General features: G+C 74.3%; 9 protein-coding genes. 4 read left to right on the top strand and 5 right to left on the bottom strand.

Going from position 1 to position 21,959, the window contains the following annotated elements:
* Positions 1–22: 22 nt before the first annotated feature.
* Positions 23–931, top strand: coding sequence for a LysR family transcriptional regulator (locus ACFY61_RS22040; RefSeq protein ID WP_389474296.1), 909 nt, complete (start codon positions 23–25; stop codon positions 929–931).
* Between the two features lie 36 nt (positions 932–967).
* Here the strand turns inward: ACFY61_RS22040 and ACFY61_RS22035 are convergent, their stop codons facing one another.
* Together ACFY61_RS22035 and ACFY61_RS22030 are read right to left on the bottom strand one after the other, a co-directional pair.
* Positions 968–1,375, bottom strand: a complete 408-nt coding sequence (locus tag ACFY61_RS22035; RefSeq protein ID WP_389474295.1) for a hypothetical protein — start codon at positions 1,373–1,375, stop codon at positions 968–970.
* A gap of 185 nt (positions 1,376–1,560) precedes the next feature.
* A complete protein-coding gene (locus tag ACFY61_RS22030) occupies positions 1,561–1,851 on the bottom strand; it encodes a hypothetical protein (RefSeq protein ID WP_389474293.1) in 291 nt (96 codons plus the stop codon).
* Between the two features lie 365 nt (positions 1,852–2,216).
* On the opposite strand from ACFY61_RS22030, the gene ACFY61_RS22025 reads away from it, so the two are divergent.
* Both ACFY61_RS22025 and ACFY61_RS22020 read left to right on the top strand, forming a co-directional pair.
* The gene (locus ACFY61_RS22025; RefSeq protein ID WP_389474291.1) at positions 2,217–3,500 is read left to right on the top strand and encodes a hypothetical protein; all 1,284 of its coding nucleotides are present in this window, start codon (positions 2,217–2,219) and stop codon (positions 3,498–3,500) included.
* Between the two features lie 74 nt (positions 3,501–3,574).
* Positions 3,575–4,024, top strand: a complete 450-nt coding sequence (locus ACFY61_RS22020; RefSeq protein ID WP_389474290.1) for a hypothetical protein — start codon at positions 3,575–3,577, stop codon at positions 4,022–4,024.
* Positions 4,025–4,257: 233 nt separating this feature from the next.
* Here ACFY61_RS22020 and ACFY61_RS22015 read toward each other — a convergent pair whose 3' ends face one another.
* On the bottom strand, positions 4,258–5,106 hold the full coding sequence (locus tag ACFY61_RS22015) for a 2OG-Fe(II) oxygenase (protein ID WP_389474288.1): 849 nt from the start codon (positions 5,104–5,106) through the stop codon (positions 4,258–4,260).
* A gap of 246 nt (positions 5,107–5,352) precedes the next feature.
* On the opposite strand from ACFY61_RS22015, the gene ACFY61_RS22010 reads away from it, so the two are divergent.
* On the top strand, positions 5,353–6,711 hold the full coding sequence (locus ACFY61_RS22010; RefSeq protein WP_389474286.1) for a lysine N(6)-hydroxylase/L-ornithine N(5)-oxygenase family protein: 1,359 nt from the start codon (positions 5,353–5,355) through the stop codon (positions 6,709–6,711).
* 200 nt (positions 6,712–6,911) lie between these two features.
* Here ACFY61_RS22010 and ACFY61_RS22005 read toward each other — a convergent pair whose 3' ends face one another.
* Positions 6,912–13,964, bottom strand: a complete 7,053-nt coding sequence (locus tag ACFY61_RS22005; RefSeq protein ID WP_389474285.1) for an amino acid adenylation domain-containing protein — start codon at positions 13,962–13,964, stop codon at positions 6,912–6,914.
* Complete coding sequence (locus ACFY61_RS22000; RefSeq protein WP_389474283.1) at positions 13,961–21,925, bottom strand: amino acid adenylation domain-containing protein; 7,965 nt, start codon at positions 21,923–21,925, stop codon at positions 13,961–13,963. The genes ACFY61_RS22005 and ACFY61_RS22000 overlap by 4 nt, the downstream gene beginning before the upstream one ends.
* Between the last annotated feature and the right edge of the window lie 34 nt (positions 21,926–21,959).

Below are 21,959 nucleotides of genomic sequence, written 5' to 3'. Positions count from 1 at the left end.
GCATAGGTATTAAGGAAAACTGTTGATCGATGTGCAGCGGCTCCGCGTCCTGCGGGCGGTGGCGGAACACGGCAGCTTCAACCAGGCCGCCACGGCCCTGCGCCTCACCCCTTCGGCCGTCTCCCAGCACGTGGCCGCCCTGGAGCGCAGCCTCGGCACCCAGGTCGTCGCCCGCAGTACCCGCGGCGTCACCCTCACCCCGGCAGGGCGCATCATGGTCGGCGCCGCCGAGTCCGTCGCGGCAGAGATCGAACACGCGCGGAACAAGGTGGCGCAGCTCGGCACCGGTCGCCCCCGGCTCACCATCGCCACCTTCACCAGCGGCGGCAGGCTCCTGCTGCCCGCAGCGCTCACCCGGCTCACGGCGGCGCATCCCCGCATGCTGCTCCACATCAGGGAGGGCGAACCCGAGGACACCCTGCCGCTGGTCCGGCAGGGCGCCGTGGACCTCGCCCTCGCCTACCACTTCGACGGCCCGCTACCCGTCGGGCCGGGCATCACCTCCGCCCTGGAGTGGACGCCGCTCCTGGACGACCCCCTGCACGTCGTCCTCCCGACGGAGCACCGGCTCGCCGACCGCGACGCGCTCGACCTGACCGAGCTGGCGGCCGAACCCTGGGTGCTCGGCTGCCTGAAGACCGAGGCGTACCTGCGCCGCTACGCCGCGCGTGCCGGTTTCGATCCGGACGTCCGCGGGACCACGACCGACTACTTCTTCGCCCGCTCACTGGTCGCCGCCGGTACGGGGATCTCCCTGATCCCCTCCATCGCCCTCGCTCCGGACGTCCCCGGCTCCTGCACCGTCCCCATCACGTCTCCGGCGCCGGTCCGGCACATCGGCGTCGCCACGATCGACCGCGGCGACCGGCCGCACCTGGCGACCCTCGTCCACGCCCTCCGCGATCAGGCCGCGCGGTACGACGTGCCCTGAAGGAGGGCCGCGGCCGCGGGCGACGAGGACCGCGGTTCAGAGCAGGCCGGGGCCGTTGTCGATGTCGAGACCGCGGCTGTTGTCGACGCGCCGGCTGTTGTCCACGCGCGTGCTCACGTCGACGTCCGAGCTCGCACCGCAGCGGTTGTTCCTGGTCGACTGCGATGCGTCGCCGAGCTCGGCATCGCCGCCGTCTCCGGTGTCGACGTCGGAAGCCGTGTTCCCTTCGTTGGGGGCTTCCTGCCCGGAGACGGCCGAGATCAACTGACTGACCAGGGAATCCCCGCCGGAGGCATCGGCGACGGAAAGATTCGTCGGGTTGTTGCACCGCACGACGACAGGGAGATCCTCCCCGACAGGCGCCGCGGCCGCGGCGCCGTTACCGAATACCGCAGCACTGAGGGCGATCACGATGACCGATGCGGTGCGAACGACAGACTTCACGGACTTCCTTTCCCGAGGGCGCCGCATGAGGCGCCGTGAAGAACCGCCCGGGCGCGCTCTCGCGGCGCAGGGCGGCTCGGATGTGGCCACCGCGGTTCAGCGTGCTTGCTCAAGGCATCGGGCAGGCACGGTGCGGCCGTCGCGCCCCGAGGTGCCGGGGCCGACGGTGTCCGGTCCAGGGGCGGTCAGAGCAGGCTCGGCGCGTTGTCGAGGGTGAGCCTGCTGCTGTTGTCCACGCGCTGGCTGTTGTCGATGCGCGTGCTCGCGTCGACGTCCGAGCTCAGGCCGCAGCGGTTGTTGTTCGCCGACTGGGAGGCGTCCCCGCCCAGGGCGTTGCCCCCGGAACCCGTCTGCACCGCAGAGGCGTTGTTGCCGTCATTGGAGCCGAGGACGTCGATCAACTGGCGCACCAGCGAATCTCCACCGGAGGCGTCGACGAGCGAGACGTTCGTCGGGTTGTTGCACTGGATGACCACGGGGATTTCCTCCCCGAAAGGCGCCGCCGACGCGGCGCCGTGGCCCGCTACCGCCGTGCCGAAAGCGATGACGAGAACCGAAACGGCGCGAATGACAGACTTCACGGGGATTCCTTTCAGAGGGGCGCCGAATCGGGCGCCGCGCGTGGTCAACCAACGGGCCCCGTTCTCGGTTGCGGCCTGTTCCCCCGGTTCACCCGCCCGGCCGTCCCGGCGACCGGGTGCCGCCGCTGCGACGCGTTCGCCCTGTTCACCCCGTCAACCCCGCAGACTGGCGCCCGTCACCCGGATGCAAGACTGGCCCGGGTCGGACGGCGACGAGCCGGCTGAACACGAAAGAGCAAGCGGACCGGCAGGAGGCGCAGTTGAGCATCAGCGTCGAGGGACAGATCGACATATCGGGTCCGGTGGGCAAACTGCTCCACCGGCGGAGGCTGTACAACACCACGGTGATGCAGTCCTTCGGCATCGACCCCGTCACCGGAGAGATCTTCGTACTGCAGGTCGCCGAAGGCGGGCTCACCCTCCCCGGCGAGTCCGGCCCCAGGACCGGCAGGCAGCGGGCGTACGCCGGCGACCTGGCCCTGACCCGGCTCGACCAGGCGGGTGTGATCACCGGGCACATGTACCTGCGGGGCTTCGGCCACGGCGTGTCCATGGGTGTCGAGCACCACGACGGCGTGTCCCGGCTGTGGACGGAGACGGCCTCCATCCCCATGGGCGCCAACGTGCCGGAGGAGGAGAAGGAGGGTTACGGCACCGCCGTCACCCACTTCGCGTTCCGCGACGGAGCGGTCGTCGACTCCGGATCCGCCCAGCTCGCCCAGCCGTACCGGCCGGTCAGCGGTGCCACCAACGTGACGTGCACGATCGACCCGACGACGAACCGGGTGATCGTGCGCTTCAAGAGCGGCAGCATGATGTTCGAGTCGTACGACCTGGACAAGGCCAGGGCCGGGGACTGGACACCGCTGACCCGCATCACCCAGCCGGACGCGAAGGGAACCTTCCAGGGGTACGCGTCCCTCGGCGGCGTGCTGTACATGATCGCCGGCAACGGCTACTCGGACACCGTCAAGCCGCCCGGCAACACCTACCTGACCGCCGTCGAATGGGCCACCGGCGCCGTCCTGGACCAGCAGTTCGTCAGCGCCGCGCCCGGTCTGGAGCTGCGCGAACCCGAGGGCATGGCCGTATCGGTGCGGAACGGCGTGCCGCACGTGCACTTCGGCTTCGCCGGCGAGGAGCCCGGCCCGCGGACCTGCACCATCCTGTCGCTGTCCGGCGCGCCGGAGGTCGACGGGGTGAAGGTGCTGGCCGACTGGCAGCCCATCCCGCTGGCGAGCGGCGTCACCGCCGACGTCCGGGCCCCCCGGGGGCGACTCGTCGGCATCGCCGGCACGACGGTGCTGCAGCTCAGTGGCGGGGTGAAGGGGACCTTCGAGGCGGACACCCGGATCGGCACGCTGCCCGACGCGCTGGCGCCGAGCATGGCGGCGCAGGCCAGCGTGCCGCGCAACAACAGCGGCGGCGTGTGCACCGCACGGGCGGAGGCGGACTCCGCCCAGCAGCTCTGGCTCTACGGCGGGCGCTCCACGAACCCCATCACCTGGGCGCAGCTGGACAACTTCAGCGCCGTCTGGCGCTGACCTCCCCTCGCCCCTCCCTCCCCTCCACACCCTTCCCTGTCCCCCTCTTCCCAGGCCAAGGAGACCGACCACTCATGTCCCACAACCGCCGCCGCATCCTCGGTGCCGCGCTGGCCCTGCCCGCCACGCTGACCGCGACGAACCTGGTGGCCGCCACCCCCGCCGTCGCCGCCGGTGGCGTCGAGGCGCAGCCGTGGACCAACCTGCTCCTGGAACCCGGCGTCACCGCCCAGGCCGGGGCGACTCCGCAGGTCCGCCTGATCACCATCGCCGGCACGGTCTTCCTCCAGGCGCGGGGCTCGGTGACCTGCAACCTCGCCGCCGACACGAAGATCGCCACCCTGCCGGCCGGGCTCCGCCCGACCGGGCTGGTCCGCGCCACCGCCCCGCGGAACAACAGCCAGGGCATCAACGCCTGCCGTTTCGAGGTCAACACCGCCGGATCCCTGACCATCTACGGCGGCAACAGCGGGAACCCGATCACCTGGGTCCAGCTGGACTCCGTCCAGACGATCTGGAACTGACCCCGGCGGACGGGCCGGCCCCACACCGTGCCACCGCCGTGACGGCCGGAGGCCGGCGACGTCGGACCGTGCCCGTCAAACCCGGCTGGAGCCGGGCCTCGTAGCGGGCGGCCATGGCCGTGGCGCGGTTCCGCAGGGCGGCGCGCAAGGACGCCGGGGCCAGGGCTTCCGCGTCCGCGCCGAGCCGCCACAGCGCCCATGCGGCGTGCCCCACGCCCTCGCGGCGCTGCTCCTCAGCGGGGTGTGGGGAGGGTGAGGCGGGTGGTGGGGGAGGGGGCGGGGAGTGGTACGGGGCTGGCGCCGTCGTGGTCCGGCGTGACCTCCGCGAGCGGGCGGGTGCCTTCGGCGGCCCGGGCCATCCACTGCCCGATCCGGGAGGGGGTGACGTTCGTCGGCGTGGCGGGCTCCGTGCCGCTGATCCACGTGGTGAGGGTGAACCGGTGGTCGGCGAACCGGCCGCTGGGGCACGTGGACGGCACGACCTCGTGGAAAGCGCCGGCCGGGAAGAAGACGATGGTGTCGTGATCCGGTTCGACGGTGCGGTAGGAGTCGGCCGGCCGGACGCCTCCGTCGTGCAGCAGGAGGTCGTACACCCGGAGTTGGCCGCCGCCGAACCCGCGGGGCGTGCGGTGCAGGTAGTACACCGCGGAGAGGGCGGTGCCGACGTCCCGTACCCGCGAGGCGTCGGTGTGGACGCCGTAGTGGCCCCCTTCGCCGTGTGCCGTCAGCAGCGTCACCGACTGCGTGAGGGTGGCCCGGTGGCCCAGTACCTCCTGGACGAGCGGGAGGCAGTCGGCGAGGTGGGCGCTGAACACCGGGCTGGTCACGGGGAGGACGAGCGAGTTGCGGCCTTTGTGGGACGCCTGACCCGTGAGGGGGTCGAGGACGGTTCCCGCGTAGAAGTCGGCCTCCCGCGCTATCGCGTACGACAGGAGGGTGTCGGCGCGTTCCGCACCGAGGAAGTTCTCGAAGCGGCAGACGGGCACCGGGAGAACAGGAGCCGGTGACCACTGGTCGGAGGGAGGCAGGGCCCGGGTGCTGATTTCCGTCGGCGTGGCCGGTTCCATCGCGTATCCGCTCATGGGCCGGAAACGTACGCGGGGCGTCGGTCGCGCTGAAGGGAGCGCACGGGGGCGCACGGGAGTACGAGCCTCCGGTCCGACCCGCCGCGGGCCAACCGAGCCCACCGCCACCGCACTTGCTCGTCGTGGCCACTTGACACCACCTGGGTACTGAGGCGACGGTTAGGTCTGCCTAACCTTAGTGAGTGGATGGTGTGTACGTCCCGTCCGCGGGCATCGATACTTGGCTTCAACGGAAGGACCAGCATGTCGGGACGCCGCGAGGACAGCGGTCAGCCAGCCCAGGACCTGGTCGGCATAGGTTTCGGCCCGTCCAATCTCGCGCTGGCCATCGCGGTCGCCGACCACAACCGGCGTGACGGGCAGCGCGCCTTGCGCGCACGGTTCGTCGAGCAGCAGGAACGCTTCGGCTGGCATCGCGGCATGCTGCTGGAAGGCGCGACCATGCAGGTCTCCTTCCTCAAGGACCTGGTCACGATGCGTGACCCCGGCAGCCGCTACACCTTCCTGATGTACCTTCAGGACCGCGGCCGCCTGGCCGACTTCATCAACCAGAAGACCTTCTTCCCCACCCGGCTGGAGTTCCACGACTACTTCGAGTGGTGCGCCGCCGAGTTCACGGACAGCGTCGACTACGGCCGGCGCGTCACCGGACTCAGCCCCGTCCGCACCGCCGACGGGCGGGTCGAGGCGGTGGACGTGGTCTCCGAGGGCGCCGTCGGCGAGACGCGCCAGGAGGTCGTCCGGACGCTCAACGTCTCGGTCGGCACCGGCCTCACGCCCCGGCTGCCCGAAGGGGTGACGTCCGGTGAGCACGTGTGGCACACCCGGGACCTCCTCTTCCGGGCCCCGCAACTCAAGGAGCTCCGCCACCAGCGGTTCGTCGTCGTCGGCGCCGGGCAGTCCGCCGCGGAGACCGCCGACTACCTGCACCGCACCTTCCCCGAGGCCGAGGTCAACGCGGTCTTCTCGCGCTACGGGTACAGCCCGGCGGACGACAGTCCCTTCGCGAACAGGATCTTCGACCCGTCGGCGGTCGACGACTTCTTCACGGCGCCGGCCGAGGTCAAGCAGGACCTCTACGGCTACCACCGCAACACCAACTACTCCGTCGTCGACGGCGAGCTCATCGAGCAGCTCTACCGCACCCACTACCAGGAGCGGGTCGCGGGCCGGGAGCGCCTGCGCATCCTCAACACCTCCGAACTCGGCGCGGTGGAGCACCTCGACGACGGCGCCCGCGCGGTCGTCCGTTCGCTGACGACCGGCGAGCAGCAGGTCCTCGACTGCGACGCCGTGGTCATGGCCACCGGCTACCGGCCCGTCGACCCGCGCGGGCTGCTCGGTGAACTCGCCGCGGACTGCCTCACCGACGAGGAGGGCCGGCTCCGTGTCGACCGGGACCACCGCCTGCTGATGGCCGATCACGTCGACGTGGGCGTCTACCTCCAGGGGGGTACCGAGCACACCCACGGCATCACCTCCTCCCTGCTGTCGACGCTCGCCGTCCGCTCCGGCGAGATCTGCGACTCCCTGCTGCTCCGCCGCACCGCCCGGGCCCTGCGGGCCGACCGGGGCCGGGAGATCGACCCCATCCGCGGCTGAGGGCGGACACGACAGCGACGACCGGCCGGCGGCGCGCACACCGCGCCGCCGGCCGGCGCACGCGCGCGCACGAGCGGGGCGGCCGCGGTCCGGGCAGCCCCGCCCGGGCACGCGGGGCCCCGCCCGTACCCCGCGCCTCGGACGCCGGCGGGGCCGAAACCTCCCCCCGGGGGCCGCCCGAGGGGGCGGCCCCCGGCCGGCTACTCGCCCGGCCGGAAGTGCCGCGCCAGCACCTGCGAGATCACGCGCACCGCGCCCGGGTCGAGGACGCCGTCGTGGTCCCCGGCGACCGTGTGGACCTCCACCCCGCCCTCCGTGAAGGCGGCCCACTCCGAGGCCTCCCGCGGGGCGTCCTCGGCACGGAAGTGCAGCAGCGTCCCCCGGTAGACCCCCGGCGAGAAGCCGACCAGCAGCCCGTCCGCGGCACGGTAGTTGGCCCGCATCGCGGCGATCGTGCCCTCCGGGAGGCCGAGCCCGTCGACGGCGGACGTGACGGCCGCGGCGGCATCCTCGTCCGCGTCCGCCTCCGGTGCTCCACCCTCCCCCCCGCCCGGATACGCGTCGAGCAACGCCAGCAGGGAGACCTCCTCACCGCGCGCCTGGAGCCGGCACGCCAGCGCGTGCGCGACGACGCCGCCCAGCGACCAGCCGAGCAGGCGGTAGGGACCGCTCGGCTGCACTCGGACGAGTTCGGCCAGGTACGTCTCGACCAGCTGGTCCAGGGACTCCGGTGCCGGGCCGCCCGCCAGGTTCGGCGCCTGGAGCGCGTGCACGGCGACGTCCTCCGGTACCTGGCCGAGGAGGGCGGCGTAGCGCCACCCGAGCCCGGTCGCGGGAGCAGGACACCACAACGGTGCGGGGGCCTCCGCGCCGGTGTCCGGCCCGGGGCGCAGCGTGAACAGCACCTCCAGCCCCGACCCGGCCCCGGCGGCGTCGCGCAGCAGGCCGGCCAGCGCCGCCGGCGTCGCGTTGCGGAACAGGTCGGCCACGGCCAGCCGGCGCCCGGTCGCCTGCCGGAGCCGGTCCCGCAGCCGCATCAGGAGCATCGAATGCCCGCCCAGGGCGAAGAAGTCGTCCTCCGGGCCGGCTCCGGGGCGGTCCAGGAGCTCCGCGAAGACCTCGCAGACCAGCGCTTCCACGACGTCGCGGGGACCGCGTCCGGTGTGGGCCTGCGCGGCGGGCGGCGCGGGCAGGGCCCGCCGGTCGAGCTTGCCGTGGTCGGTCAGCGGGAGGGCGGTCAGCTCGACGAAGACCGACGGCACCATGTAGTCGGGGAGCACGCGGGTGAGCTGCTCGCGCAGCGCGACCGGGTCGAAGGCCGAGCCCGCCGCCGGCACGACGTAGCCGACCACGTACTTGCCCCGCACCTGGTCCTCGCGGACGTCGACCGCGGCCTGCAACACCGACGGATCGGAGGCCAGCGCCGCGGTGATCTCGCCCAGCTCGATGCGGAACCCCCGGATCTTCACCTGGTCGTCGGTGCGGCCGAGGTAGTCGATCTTCCCGTCGGGCATCCAGCGCACCAGGTCGCCCGTGCGGTACATGCGGGTGCCCGGAGCGCCGAAGGGGTCCGCCACGAACCTCTCCGCGGTCAGCGACCGCCGGTCGAGGTACCCGCGCGCCAGGCCCGCCCCGGACAGGTACAGCTCGCCGATCACTCCGGCCGGCACCGGCTGGAGGCGTCCGTCGAGCACGTACGCGGCCGTGTTCGCGGTCGGCCGGCCCACCAGCGGGCGCTCGCCGTCCGAGACGCGCGCCGCCAGCGAGTCGACCGTGCACTCGGTGGGCCCGTAGAGGTTGAACCCGGCGGTGTTCGCCAGCCCCCGCATGTCCCGCCACAACGGCGAGGGCACCGCCTCCCCGCCCACACCGAGCGCGAGCAGGGAGCTCCGGCCGTCCTCGATCAGTCCCGCGCCGGCCAGCTGCATGGCGTGGGACGGGGTGACCTCGATGAAGTCGATCCGGTGGTCGCGGATGAACCCGACGAGGAGGTCCGGGTCCCGCAGCGTGTCCTCGGTGACGACGTGCAGGGCGTGCCCGTCCAGCATCCACAGCTGGGGCTGCCAGGACGCGTCGAAGGCGAACGACCAGCCGTGCGCCACGCGCAGGCCACGGCCGCCGGCGGCCTCGACCGTGGGGCGGTACAGCAGCTCACGGTGGCTGTAGAACAGGTTCGCGATGCTGCGGTGCTCCACGACGACGCCCTTGGGCAGGCCCGTCGACCCCGAGGTGTAGATCACGTACGCCGGATGCCCCGCCAGCGGGTGGGGCAGTTCCGACGGCGCCGGGGTGCCGGCCGACTCGGCCAGCCGCGCCTGCACCTCGGGCGAGTCCAGGACGACGGTCCCGACCGCGGTGGCGTCCGGGGCGAGCGCGGCCAGCGAGCCGGTGGTGACCAGCAGGGTCGGCCGGGCGTCGCTCAGGATGTGCGCGATGCGTCCGGCCGGGTACGCCGGATCGATCGGCACGTACGCGCCGCCCGCCCGCATCACGGCCAGCAGGGCGACCACGGTGTCGGCCGCGCGGGGGAGCAGCAGGGCCACCATCCGCTCCGGCCCCACCCCCTCGGCCCGCAGCAGCGAGGCCAGGCGGGCGGTGCGCCGGTCCAGCTCGGCGAACGTGTACGACACGTCCCCGCACACGAGGGCCGGGGCGTCCGGCGTGGCCCGGACCTGGCTCTCGAAGAGCTCCGTCAGCGTGGACAGCGGGGCGTCCACCCGGTCGCCCTTCCAGTCGACGAGCACCTGCTGGCGCTCCTCGGCCGACAGCAGGTCCAGGCTGCTGATCGCCCGTTCCGGAGCCCGGGTGACCGCTTCGAGGACGCGCAGGAACCGGGTGGCCATGTTCGCGGCCGTGGCCCGGTCGAAGAGGTCCGTGCTGTACTCCACGCCCAGGGTCATGCCGTCCCGGCCCTGCTCCTCGACGATCTCGAAGGCCAGGTCGAACTTGGAGGTTCCCATCTCCACCGGCTCCTGGACCACGGTCAGGCCCCCGAAGGACAGGTCCGTCGCCGGACGGGCCTGGTGGCTGAGCATCACCTGGAACAGCGGGTGACGCGCCATGGAGCGGGCCGGGTTGAGCAGCTCCACCAGTCGCTCGAACGGGATGTCCTGGTGGGCGTACGCGGCCAGGTCGGTCTCGCGGACCCGCGCGACGAGCTCACGGAAGGTGGGGTCGCCGGAGGTGTCGGTGCGCAGTACCAGGGTGTTGGCGAAGAACCCGACGACGTCGTCCACGGCGTCGTCCCCGCGCCCCGCGACGGGCGAGCCCACCGGGATGTCGGTGCCGGCGCCGAGCCGGGTCAGCAACACGCCCAGCGCGGCGTGCAGGACCATGAAGACGCTCGCGTCGCACCGGCGGGCCAGCGCCCGGAGCCGCACGTGCACGTCGGCGGGGACCGCCGCCTCGACGGTGGCCCCGCGCAGGCTCGGGGAAGCGGCCCGGGGCCTGTCGGTGGGCAGCGGAAGCTCCTCCGGCAGCCCCTCGAGGGCCTTGCGCCAGAAGCCGGCCTGGCTGCTCAGCAGGGACTCCGGGTCGGACTCGTCGCCGAGCAGCCGGCGCTGCCAGACGGCGTGGTCCGCGTAGCCGACGGGAAGCGGCGCGAACGCCGGCAACTCGTCCCGGGTGCGGGCGAGGTAGGCGTCCGAGAGGTCCTGCAGCAGGGGCAGCGCCGACCAGCCGTCGGCGGCGACGTGGTGCAGCACCAGCAGCAGCACGTGCTGCCCGCCGCCCACGGCGAACAGCTCGGCGGTGAACGGCGGCTCCTCGTCGATGCGGAACGGGCGTGCCGCGGCCGCGGCCAGCAGGCCGGCCAGCTCCCCCTCGTCCGCCCGGGTCACGGGCAGCGCGGGCCGCGCCGACCCCACGGGCAGGATCACCTGCCGGGGAGCACCGGCGTCGTCGGTGAGCAGCGTACGGAGGGTCTCGTGCCGGTCGGTCAGGTCCCCCAGCGCCTCGCGCATGGCCTCCGGGTCGAGGTCACCCGTGAGCCGGGCGGCGAACGCCATGTTGTAGGCGGGGTGCGGGCCCTCCAGGCCGTACTGGAACCACATCCGCGCCTGTGCGAAGGACAGCGGCAGCGGATCGGGCCGCACCTCCGCACGGAGCGCCGGCCGTTCGGCGCCGGCCGTGAGCCGCCGGGACAGCGCGGCGACGGTGGGGGCGTCGAAGAGCGTCCGCAGCGCGAGGTCCGCGCCGAGGGTGGAACGCACCCTGCTGGCCAGGCGGGTGGCGAGCAGCGAATGCCCGCCCAGGTCGAAGAAGTCGTCGTCGATACCGACCTCGGGAAGACCGAGGACCTCGGCGAACAGGTCGCACAGGATCTCCTCGGCGGGGGTCCGGGGACGCCGGCCGGCGCCCGCCCCGGCGCCGAGGTCCGGCGCCGGCAGGGCCCGCCGGTCGAGCTTGCCGCTCGGCGTGAGCGGCAGGGCGTCCAGAACCACGATCGCGGCCGGGACGCAGTGCTCGGGCAGCGTGGACGCCAGCGCCCGGCGCAGCAGGACGACGTCGGGCGCGGTGCCGGCGACGTAGCCGACGAGGACGGGGTCACCACCCGCCGCCAGGTCGCGGCGGGCCACCACCGCGGCCTCCCGGACGCCGGGCTGTGCGGCGAGCGCGGCCTCGACCTCCCCGGGCTCGATGCGGAAACCGCGGATCTTGACCTGGTCGTCGGTGCGTCCCAGGTACTCGACGACACCGCCGGCGGTCAGCCGCGCCAGGTCGCCGGTGCGGTACATGCGGCTGCCGGGCGGGCCGAACGGGTCGGCCGTGAAACGCTCCGCGGTCAGCGCGGGCCGCCCCAGATAGCCGTGGGCGAGCTGCGGACCGGCGAGGTACAGCTCGCCGGGCACCCCGGCGGGGACCGGGCGCAGGCCCGCGTCCAGCACGTACACACCGGTGTTCCACACCGGGCGGCCGATGGGCACGGTGTCGCGACCGGCGTCCTCGGGCGGGCAGGCCCGGTGGGTGACGTCGACGGCCGCCTCGGTCGGCCCGTACAGGTTGTGGAGCTCCACGGCGCCGCCGTAGAGCCGGTGGAAGGCGCCCACCAGGTCGGGGGCGAGCGCCTCACCGCTGCACAGCACGCGGGTGAGTCCGGTGCAGCCGGCGGCCTCGGGCTCGCCGAGGAAGGCCCGCAGCATCGACGGCACGAAGTGGGCCGTGGTGACGCCCCGTTCGCGGATCAGCCGGGCGAGGTACTGCGGATCGAGGTGGCCCTGCGGGCGGGCCACCACCAGCGTGGCGCCCGTGATCAGCGGCCAGAAGAACTCCCACACCGAGACGTCGAAGCTGGAGGGCGTCTTCTGGAGCACGCGGTCGTCGACGGTCAGCCCGTACTCGGCCTGGGTCCACAGCAGCCGGTTGACGATCGCGGAATGCGGTACGACCACCCCCTTGGGACGGCCGGTGGAGCCGGACGTGTAGATCACGTACGCCGGGTCGCCCGGCAGGGCCGGACGGACGTCCGCCGCCGCGGCACCACCGTCCGCGGACGACCCCGGGCCGTCGGCCGGTACGACGGGGACCGACGCGTCCCGCGGCAGGAGCGCGCCGGTCGCGGTGTCGGTCACCAGCGCGACCGGGTCGGCGTCGGCGAGCATGAACGCGATCCGGTCGGCCGGATAGCCGGGGTCCAGCGGCAGGTACGCGGCCCCGGCGCGCAGGACGGCGTTCAGGGCCACCACCAGCTCGGCGGACCGCGGCAGGGCCACGGCCACCACCCTGCCCGGTCCGGCGCCGAGCCGGACGAGCCGGGACGCCAGCTCCCCGGCACGCGCGTCGAGTTCGGCGTAGGTCAGCTCGACGTCCTCGAACACGACGGCGGTCGCCCGGGGCGTACGGGCGGCCTGCCCGGCCAGGAGCGCCGCCAGTGTGGTGTCCGGGACGGCGTGCCGGGCGGGCGGGGCGGTCAGCGCGGCCGCCTCCCCGGCTCCGAGCAGGTCGATCCGCCCGAGGGGCAGGTCCGTGGCGGTGGTGAAGGCCCCGAAGGCCCGCTCCAGCCGGTCCGCGACCTGCCGCACCCACTCCTCGTCCAGCGCGTCCGGACGGTAGCCGAGTTCCAGGCGCAGCCGTCTGCCGGGCAGCGCCGTCAGGGCGAGCGGATAGTGCACCCCCTCGTCGCCGCCCGCGTCCTCCATCCGCAGGCCGGGGGCGAGTTCGGCCATGGAGTCCGGGTCGAAGGGGTAGTTCTCCACCACGGCGAGGGTGTCGAAGAGGTCCCGGCCACCGGCCGCCCGCTGGATCTCGGCCAGGCCCAGGTGCTGGTGCGGCACCAGGTCGGACTGCTCGGCCTGCAGCCGGGCCAGCGCCGACGCGAACGGTTCCGCCGGCGGCAGCACGGCCCGTACCGGCACGGTGTTGACGAACACGCCGATCATCGACTCCACACCCGGCAGGTCGGCCGGACGGCCGGACACGATGCCGCCGAAGACCACGTCGGTGCGGCCCAGCGTGCGGGCCAGCGCCAGGGCCCACGCGCCCTGGACGACGGTGCCCAGGGTCAGGCCGCGGGACCGGGCGGTCGCCGCCACCGAGGCCGAGAGCTCCTCGGGAAGCTCGACGACCACCTTGCGCGGCCGCGCGGTGACCGAGTCACCGGCACCCGGGGCGACCAGCGTCGGGCTGTCGACGCCCTCCAGCGAGGCGGTCCACGCCGCGACGGCGGCCCGCCGGTCCCGGGAGGCCAGCCAGTCGAGGTACACCCTCGGCGGCACCGGAACGGGCAGTGCCGGACCCCCGGCCCCCGCGCGGAGCCCCGCGTAGAGCGCGAACAGCTCCTGCACCAGCAGCGGTTGGGACCATCCGTCCAGGACCACGTGGTGGTTGGTCACCACCAGTCGGTGCACGTCCTCGGCGAGCTTCAGCAGCCGGAACCGGATCAGCGGAGGCCGGCCGAGGTCGAACCCGCGCTCCGTGTCGAGGAGCGTCAGCCGCTCCTCCTCCCGTGCCCGGTCCGCGTCGGCGAGCCCCGACAGGTCGTCGAAGGCCCAGGGCACGTCCACCCCCGACGGTATGAGGGCCGCCGCCTTGCCCTGCCGGTTCCGGCGGAACGCGGCGCGCAGCCCGGGCCGCCGGTCCAGCAGGCGCTGCGCGGCCTCCCGCAGCCGCGGGCCGTCCACCGGGCCGCGCAGGCCGAGCCGCAGGTGCCCCGCGTACACGTCGAGGCCGGTGCCGTCGAGCTCGGCCCGGAACAGCAGGCCCTCCTGGAGAGGGGTCAGCGGGAGGATGTCCTCCAGCTTGGGACGGGCGTTCACGAAAGCCTCCAGTCGGCCTCGAAGTCGTCGATCTCGTCCTGGGTCAGGGAGATCAGGGAAAGGTCGGAAGGCGTCCAGCCCCCCGCGTCGGCGGCCGTGGTGTGGCGCGCCAGCGCCCCCAGGTACGCGAGCCAGGCTTCCGCGAGCTCGCGCACCCGTGCGCCGGGCAGGGCCCCCGGCGCGTACGACCAGGTGGCCGTCAGGCGGGCCCCGTCCGGACCGGGAGCCACATGGACGTCGATCTCCAGGGCGTGGGCCAGCGGCAGCGCGGGGTCGACGCCGTGGAAGAGGGCGTCGTCACCGGGCACCGGCTGCCACGCCTCCCCGTCACCGCCCGCACCGAACCGGCCCAGGTAGTTGAAGGCGACTTCGGGTACGGGCAGGTCCGCCAGCACGCCCGCCGTCTCCGGGTTGAGGTGGCGCAGCGCCCCGAACCCGAGCCCGCCGTCGGAGGCCGACCGCAGCTGCTCCTTGACGCTCTTCAGGGCCTGGCCCGCCGCCGGGCCGCCGGCCCGCGCCTCGGCCAGGTCGACGGCGCCGGGGTCGATCCGTACCGGATGGACGGAGGTGAACCAGCCCACCGTCCGCGAGAGATCCGTCCGCGTGCCGACGGCGTCCTCCCGCCCGTGGCCTTCGAGCTGGACGCTCAGCGCCCGGTCGCCCGCGGCCGCGGACCGCGTGCCACTGCTCCTTTGCTCGGCGACCGCCAGGGCCAGGGCGGTCAGGAGCACGTCCTCGGTGTTCGCGTGGAAGGCGGCGGGAACGCTGGTGAGCAGTGCCCCGGTCTCCCGCGCGTCCACCGTCACGGTGTGGCGTGCGACGGAGCCCGCCGTGTCCCGGGCGGGATCCAGGGCGTCCGCGAGTTCCGGCCCCCGGCCGCCGCCGTCCAGCGCCGACCGCCAGACGTCCAGCTGCGCCACCGCCGGCGCGCTCCGCGCGTAGTCGCGCAGCAGCAGGCTCCAGGCGCGCAGCGAGGTGCCCTCCGGCTGGGGTTCCGCACCGCGCCAGGCGGCGTCCAGGTCGTCGCACAGGATGCGCCAGGACACACCGTCGACGACCAGGTGGTGCACCACGAGCACCAGCCGCCCCCGGGCGCCGGCCGGGCCCGGCTCCCAGACGGCCTGGAGCATGACCCCGGAGCCGGGGTGGAGCCGGTCGCGGGCGGCGGCGGCCTCGTCGGCCAGGCTGCCCTCGGCGATCCGCAGGACGTCCTGGGCCCGTACCGTGCCGCGGGCCGGCGCGTCCAGCTCCCAGCCGCCGTCCTCCGCGGTCACCAGCCGGGCCCGCAGCGCGGGGTGGGTGTCGAGGACGGCCTGGAGGACCGCGGTCAGCGCGTCGCGGGACAGCCCGGCCGGGGTGGCCAGGGTCATGCCCTGGCTGTAGCCGTCGATGGTGGTCCCGGAGCCACCGGACGCGGCGAGTTCCCGCAGCCATGCGGTGATCGGGGTCTCCGGCACGCGCCCGGTGCCGTCGTCGGCCGGCCGGCCCGCGCCCGTGTCCAGCGGCTCGGCGACCGCGGCCAGGGTGGCCGGGGTCTGGTACCGGAACACCTCGCGGGGGCCGATCGACCAGCCGGCCGCCCGCGCCCGGGCGACCAGCTGGAGGGAGACGATGCTGTCCCCGCCGAGCTCGAAGAAGTTGGCGTCGGCGTCCGTGCCCCCGTGCCCCAGGAGGGCCGAGAAGAGGTCGCAGAACAGCCGCTCCGCCTCCGTGGCCGGGGCCCGCCCCCCGCCCCGCTCGGGAAGGACCGGCAGCGGCAGCGCGGCCCGGTCCAGCTTGCGGTTGGAGGACTGCGGAAGGGCGTCCATGGCGACCCACAGCGACGGCACCATGTGGTCGGGCAGCAGGGTCGCGGCGTGCGCGCGCCAGCCGTCCGGGTCGGGCCCGTGGCCGGCGGACGGCACCACGTACGCGACCAGGCGCCGGGAACCGGGCAGGTCGTCGCGGGCGATCACGGCGACCTCGGCGACGCCCTCGTGGCGGCCGAGCACCGCCTCGATCTCCCCGGGCTCGATGCGGAACCCGCGGATCTTCACCTGGTGGTCGGCCCGTCCGAGGCATTCCAGGGAGCCGTCGCCCGTCCACCGGGCGAGGTCGCCCGTGCGGTACATACGGGTCCCGGGCGGGCCGTACGGGTCGGCGGTGAACCGTTCGGCCGTCAGGGCCGGCCGGCCCAGGTAGCCGCGGGCCAGGCCGGCACCGGCCAGGTAGAGCTCGCCGGTCACGCCCGGGGGGACGGGCCGCAGCCGGCCGTCGAGGACGTAGGCCGTCGTGCCGAGGACGGGGCGGCCGATGCGCGGCGCGCCCTCGCCCGTGACGGGGGCGACCACCGAGTCGACGGTGCACTCCGTCGGGCCGTAGAAGTTGTACGCGGTGACGGCCGGGTGCGTGCCGAGCTCCCGCCACAGGGCGTCGGGCATCGCGTCCGCCCCGGGGCCCAGCAGGACCGGCCGGTGGCGGTCCTCGTCGAGCAGGCCGTGCTTGATCAGCTGCTGGAGGTGTGCGGGGGTGAGGTCGAGGTAGTCGATCCGCTCCCGGTCGACGTAGCGGGCCACCGCCTCGGCGTCCGGATAGGTGCCCTCGTCCAGGACGTGCAGTTCGTGCCCGCCGACCATGAGGACGACCGGGTCCAGGGAGGCGTCGAAGGCGAACGAGGCGATGTGTCCCACCCGCAGCCGCCGGCCGCCGGCCTCGGGGACCTCCGGCGGGAACAGGGTCGAGGTGTGGGCCGCGTACAGGTTGGCCAGGTTGGCGTGGGTGACGACCACGCCCTTGGGGCGGCCGGTGGAGCCGGAGGTGTAGATGACGTACGCCATGTCGGCGGGGCCGGCCTGGGCCGGGACGGCGCCGGTCTCCGGCACGGGGGCGTCCCGGTCCACCAGGACGACGGGCAGGCCCGGATCCGCGGGCATCCCGGCCGCCAGGGCGCCGGTGGTCAGCAGGCAGACGGGGCGCGCGTCCTGAAGGGTCCGCGCGAGCCGCTCGACGGGGTACTGCGGGTCGAGGGGCAGGAAGGCCGCTCCGGAGCGCAGCACACCGAGCAGCGCCGGAACCATGTCGTGCCGGGGCAGGGCGAGGGCCACCAGCCGGTCGGCGGCGGCGCCGTGCGCGGCGGCGAGGGCGGCGATCCGGTCGACGCGGGAGTCGAGTTCGGCGTAGGTGAGACGCTCGGGCGCCCCCGGGCCGCCACCGAGGACGAGTGCCACGGCGTCCGGCGTCCGCCGCACCTGCTCCGCGAACGCTTCGTGCAGCGGGGGAGCGGCCGGTGCCGGCACCGGCGCGGCGAGCAGCACCTCGCGCTCCGCCGCGGTCAGCACGTCGTGCGCGGACATCGGCAGGTCCGGACGCGCCACGGCCGCCTCGAGCAGCCGCACCAGCCGTCCGGCCAGCAGTTCCACGGTCTCCCGGTCGAACAGGTCGGCACTGTACTCGGCGAAGCCGCCGACGCCGCCGGGGTCCGCGTCGGGGTCGAAGCCCTCGATGAAGGTCAGGCTGAGATCGAAGGTGGAGGTGCCCGCGGACACGACCTCGGGCCGGCTGCGGAGGCCCGGCACCGGCAGCTTCGACGCTGTCCCCGACTGGTGCACCACCATCACCTGGAACAGCGGGTGACGTGCAGTCGAACGCGGTGGGTTGAGGATCTCGACCAGTCGCTCGAACGGCAGGTCCTGGTGCTCGAAGGCGGAGACGGCGGTGTCACGTACCCGGTGCAGCAGGGTCTCGAACGAGGGGTCGCCGGACGTGTCGGTCCGCAGGACCAGGGTGTTGACGAAGAACCCGACCAGGCCGTCCAGTTCCTCCCGGGAACGTCCGGCCACGGGCGTGCCCACGGGGATGTCCTCGCCCGCGCCGAGCCGGGTCAGCAGGGCGGCCACGGCCGCCTGGTAGACCATGAACGGGGTGACGCCCCGGTCGGCGGCGAGGGTGCGGACCTGCTGCGCGAGGCCGGCTCCGACACCGAACCGGACCATGCCGCCGCGGTTGGTGGCCTCGGCCGGCCTCGGCCGGTCGGTGGGCAGGCGCAGTTCGTCCGGAGCCCCGTCGAGGGCCTGCCGCCAGTACGCGGACTGGCGGGCCGCGAGGCTGTGGGCGTCGGAGGCGTCGCCGAGCAGCTCGCGCTGCCAGACGGCGAAGTCGGCGTACCGGAGCGGGAGTTCCTCCCAGCCGGGGGCCTCCCCGGCCTGTCGCGCCCGGTAGGCCTCGGCGAGGTCGCCGACCAGGACAGGCAGGGACTGCCCGTCGCCCGCGATGTGGTGGAGCAGCAGGAGGAGTACGTGTTCCTCGGGTCCGCACGCGAAGAGGGTGACGCGGAGCGGGGGCTCCCGGTCCAGGTCGAAGACGTGCGCGGCGGCCTCGGCGAGGGCGTCGCCCACCGTGTCCGGGGCCGCGCGGCGTACGTCCAGGCGCGGGCCGTCCCCCGGGTCCAGCACCACCTGGTACGGCCTGCCGTCCTCCGAGCGGAAGACGGTGCGCAGGGTCTCGTGCCGCGCCGCGACGTCCGCCACGGCGGCGTCGAGCGCGTCCGCGTCGAGCGCGCCGTCGATCCGCAGCGCGGTCGGGATGTTGTAGGCGGGGCCGGGCTCCTCGAGCTGGTGCAGGAGCCACAGGCGCTGCTGCGAGAACGACAGCGGGAGCGGCCCGGTGGCCGCACCCGCGGTCAGCGCAGGACCGGAACCGGAACCGGAACCGGAACCGGAACCGGGAGCCGGGGGCCGCGCCGCGACGGCCTCGTCGAGCAGCCGGGCCAGCCCCGCCGGAGTACGGGCGTCGAACAGCGCGCGCAGGGCCGGCCGGACGCCGAACTCCGCCTCCACGCGCGTCATGAGCCGGGCGGCGAGCATGGAGTGTCCGCCCAGCAGGAAGAAGTCGTCGTCCGGCCCGGCGGCGGTCTCCAGCACGTCGGAGAAGAGGGAACACAGCGTGGCCTCGGCCGGACCGGCCGGTTCGCGGTGGACGCCGCTGACGTGGACCGGCGCCGGCAGCGCCCGGCGGTCGAGCTTGTTGTTGCTGGTGAGCGGCAGCTTCTCCAGCGGCACGATGGCGGAGGGCACCATGTGCGCGGGCAGGACGGCGGCGAGCCGCTCGCGCAGGCCCGACACGTCCGGCCCGGGAGCGCCTTCGGCGGGGACCACGTAGGCGACGAGCCTGAGGTCCCCGGGGACGTCCTCGCGGGCGATGACCGCGGCCTGGTCGATGCCGTCGGCGCGGCGCAGGAGCTGCTCGACCTCCCCGGGCTCGATGCGGAAGCCACGGATCTTGACCTGGTGGTCCACCCGCCCCAGGTACTCCAGCACGCCGTCCGCGGTCCACCGGGCGAGGTCGCCCGTGCGGTACATGCGGGTCCCCGGGGCGCCGAACGGGTCGGCGACGAAGCGCTCCGCGGTCAGGACCGGCCGCCCGAGGTAGCCGCGGGCCAGGCCGTCGCCCGCGACGTACAGCTCACCGGGGGAGCCCGGGGGGACGGGGTGGAGCCGGTCGTCGAGGAGGCGGACCGCGGTGTCGTGCACGGGGGTGCCGATCGGGACCACGGTCCCGTCGTGCCCGGGGGAGCAGGCCCACAGGGTGGCGTCGACCGTGGTCTCGGTGGGGCCGTAGGAGTTGAACATGCGCGTGGTCGCGGACCAGCGGCGCATCAGCTCGGCCGGACACGCCTCGCCCGCGACGATCAGCGTCACACCTGCGGGGAGCGCGTGCTCGCCGGGAAGGGTGGCCAGCACACCGGGCGGCAGCGTCAGGTGGGTGACGCCGTGCCGCGTGCAGAAGTCGGCCAGCGGCGGCCCGAGGCGCTGCTCGGCGGGCACGATGGCCAGGCAGCCGCCGGTGAGCAGGGCCATGGTCCACTCCCACACCGAGGTGTCGAAGCTGAACGAGGCGAACTGCAGCACGCGGCTGCCCGGGCCGACGCCGAAGTGCTCGGCCATGCTGGAGACGAGGCTGGGAACGCCCAGGTGGGTGACGACCACGCCCTTGGGCCGGCCGGTCGAGCCCGAGGTGTAGATCAGGTACACGGCCTCCGCGGGCAGGGACGGCCGGAACTCCGCCGTGCGGCCGAGGCCCGGCCGGGACGCGTCGTCCACGAGGACCCTCACGGCCGGGTCGGCGGGCAGGCGGCCGGAGGACGCGGTGTCCGTGACCAGCAGGACGGGCCGGGCGTCCTCCAGCATCAGCGCGATCCGGTCCGCCGGGTACTCCGGGTCCACCGGCAGGTAGGCCGCACCCGCCTTCATCACGGCGAGGGCGGCGACCAGGAACTCCCCGGTACGGGGCAGGGCCACGGCCACGACCCGCTCGGGGCCGGCGCCCAGGGCGGCCAGTTCGCCCGCCAGGGCGGTGGACCGCTCGTCGAGCTCGGCGTAGGTGAGGCGCTGCTCGGTGCCGCCCGCCTCCTCGCCCTCCCAGATCAGCGCGGGGGCCTCCGGCGCCCTGCGGACCTGCTCGGCGAACAGCTCGGGGATGGTGCGGGAGGGCACCGCACGGCTGTCGGCGCCCCACGTGGTGAGGACCCGCTCCCGCTCCTCGGCGTCGAGCAGTTCCAGGTCGCCGATCGGGGTGTCCGGCGCCGTGGAGGCCGCGTCGAGCAGCCGCTCGAAGCGGCCGAGGAGCCGCTCTACGGTGTCCTGCGTGTACAGGTCACGGCGGTAGGTGGTGTCGAGGGTGAGCGTGCCCGCCGCGTCCAGGACCGCGGACACGGCCAGGTCGAAGGCGGCGGCGTTGCCGGGCATCGCGCGCTCGGTCAGCCGTATGCCGGGCAGGTCGAACCCCTCCCACACATCGCTGCGCAGGGAGAACATGACGTCGAAGAACACGTGGTGACCGAGCGTCCGCTCGGGCCGCAGCTCCTGCACCAGGGTGTCGAAGGGGACCGTCTGGTGGGCGTAGGCCCCCAGGCAGGTCTCCCGGACGGATCCGAGCAGGCTGCGGAACGTCGTGCCGGGGCCGGCCGTGGTGCGCAGGACGAGGGTGTTGCCGAAGTTGCCGACGAGGTCCTCGGCCCCTCCGGCGGAGCGCAGCACGGCCGGCGAGCCGACGAGCACGTCCGGCGCCCCCGAGGTGCGGTGCAGCAGGGTGTTGAAGACGGCGAGCAGGGCCATGAACGGGCTGACCCCCTCCGACCGGCACAGCGCGTGCACCTTGTCCCGCAGGGCGGACGGCAGGGTACGGGCGACGCGCCCGCCCGCCTCGGCGCGCACGGCCCTGCGGGGGAAGTCGGTGGGCAGCGGGAGCGGCGCCGGGGTGTCCTCCAGGGCCCGGCGCCAGTGGTCCAGGTCGGCCTCCGCCCACGGTGCCCGCCGGCTCTCGGCCAGGGCGAGGTCGGCGTACTGGACGGGGAGTTCGGGCAGCGCACCGCCTTGGTAGGAGGTGGCGACGTCGCGCAGCAGGACCTGCCAGCTGCCGTCGTCCCAGGCGATGTGGTGGGCGACGAGGACCAGCACGTGTTCGGTGGCGGCGAGCCGCAGGACCTGGAACCGGACGGGTGTGTCCCGGGCGAGGTCGAAGGGAAGGGCGGCCAGCCGGGCGGCGACCGCGTCGACCTCCGCCTCCCGCCGGTCCTCGCCGACGGCCGACAGGTCGGTGACCGCGACGTCGAGGACGGCGTCGGGCAGGACCACCTGCAGCGGGTTGCCGTCGTCGTCCGCCCGGTAGACCGTCCGCAGTACGTGATGCCGCCGGCTCACGGCCCGCAGCGCCGTGACGAACCGCGGCACGTCGAGGTCGCCGGACAGCCGGACGGCGACGCTGATGTTGTACGAGGTGCCCTGCGGCTCCAGCTGGTGGAGCAGCCACATCCGGCGCTGCGCGGCGGACAGGGGAGAGGGGCCGGTGGCGCGCACCACGGACGTCCGCGGGGACGCGTCCCGGGCCTCCTGCCGGGCGATGCCACGCGCAGCCAGCTGACGGCGCATCAACTCCCGGCGCCGCTCGATGGATTCGTTGTTCTGGCCGATGTCCGCACCCGACACGAAGGTTCACGTCCCCTCAAGGCATGACTGATGG

Source organism: Streptomyces sp. NPDC012888 (assembly GCF_042900645.1).
Lineage (GTDB): Bacteria > Actinomycetota > Actinomycetes > Streptomycetales > Streptomycetaceae > Streptomyces.
The sequence above is the reverse complement of the archived record's forward strand: the minus strand, read 5'-3'. Positions and strand labels throughout refer to the sequence as shown.

Bases quoted from the DNA above. Each gene is read 5' to 3' on its own strand.
- ACFY61_RS22020 (WP_389474290.1), top strand. From the start codon at position 3,575: ATGTCCCACAACCGCCGCCGCATCCTCGGTGCCGCGCTGGCCCTGCCC.
- ACFY61_RS22015 (WP_389474288.1), bottom strand. From the start codon at position 5,106: ATGAGCGGATACGCGATGGAACCGGCCACGCCGACGGAAATCAGCACC.
- ACFY61_RS22010 (WP_389474286.1), top strand. From the start codon at position 5,353: ATGTCGGGACGCCGCGAGGACAGCGGTCAGCCAGCCCAGGACCTGGTC.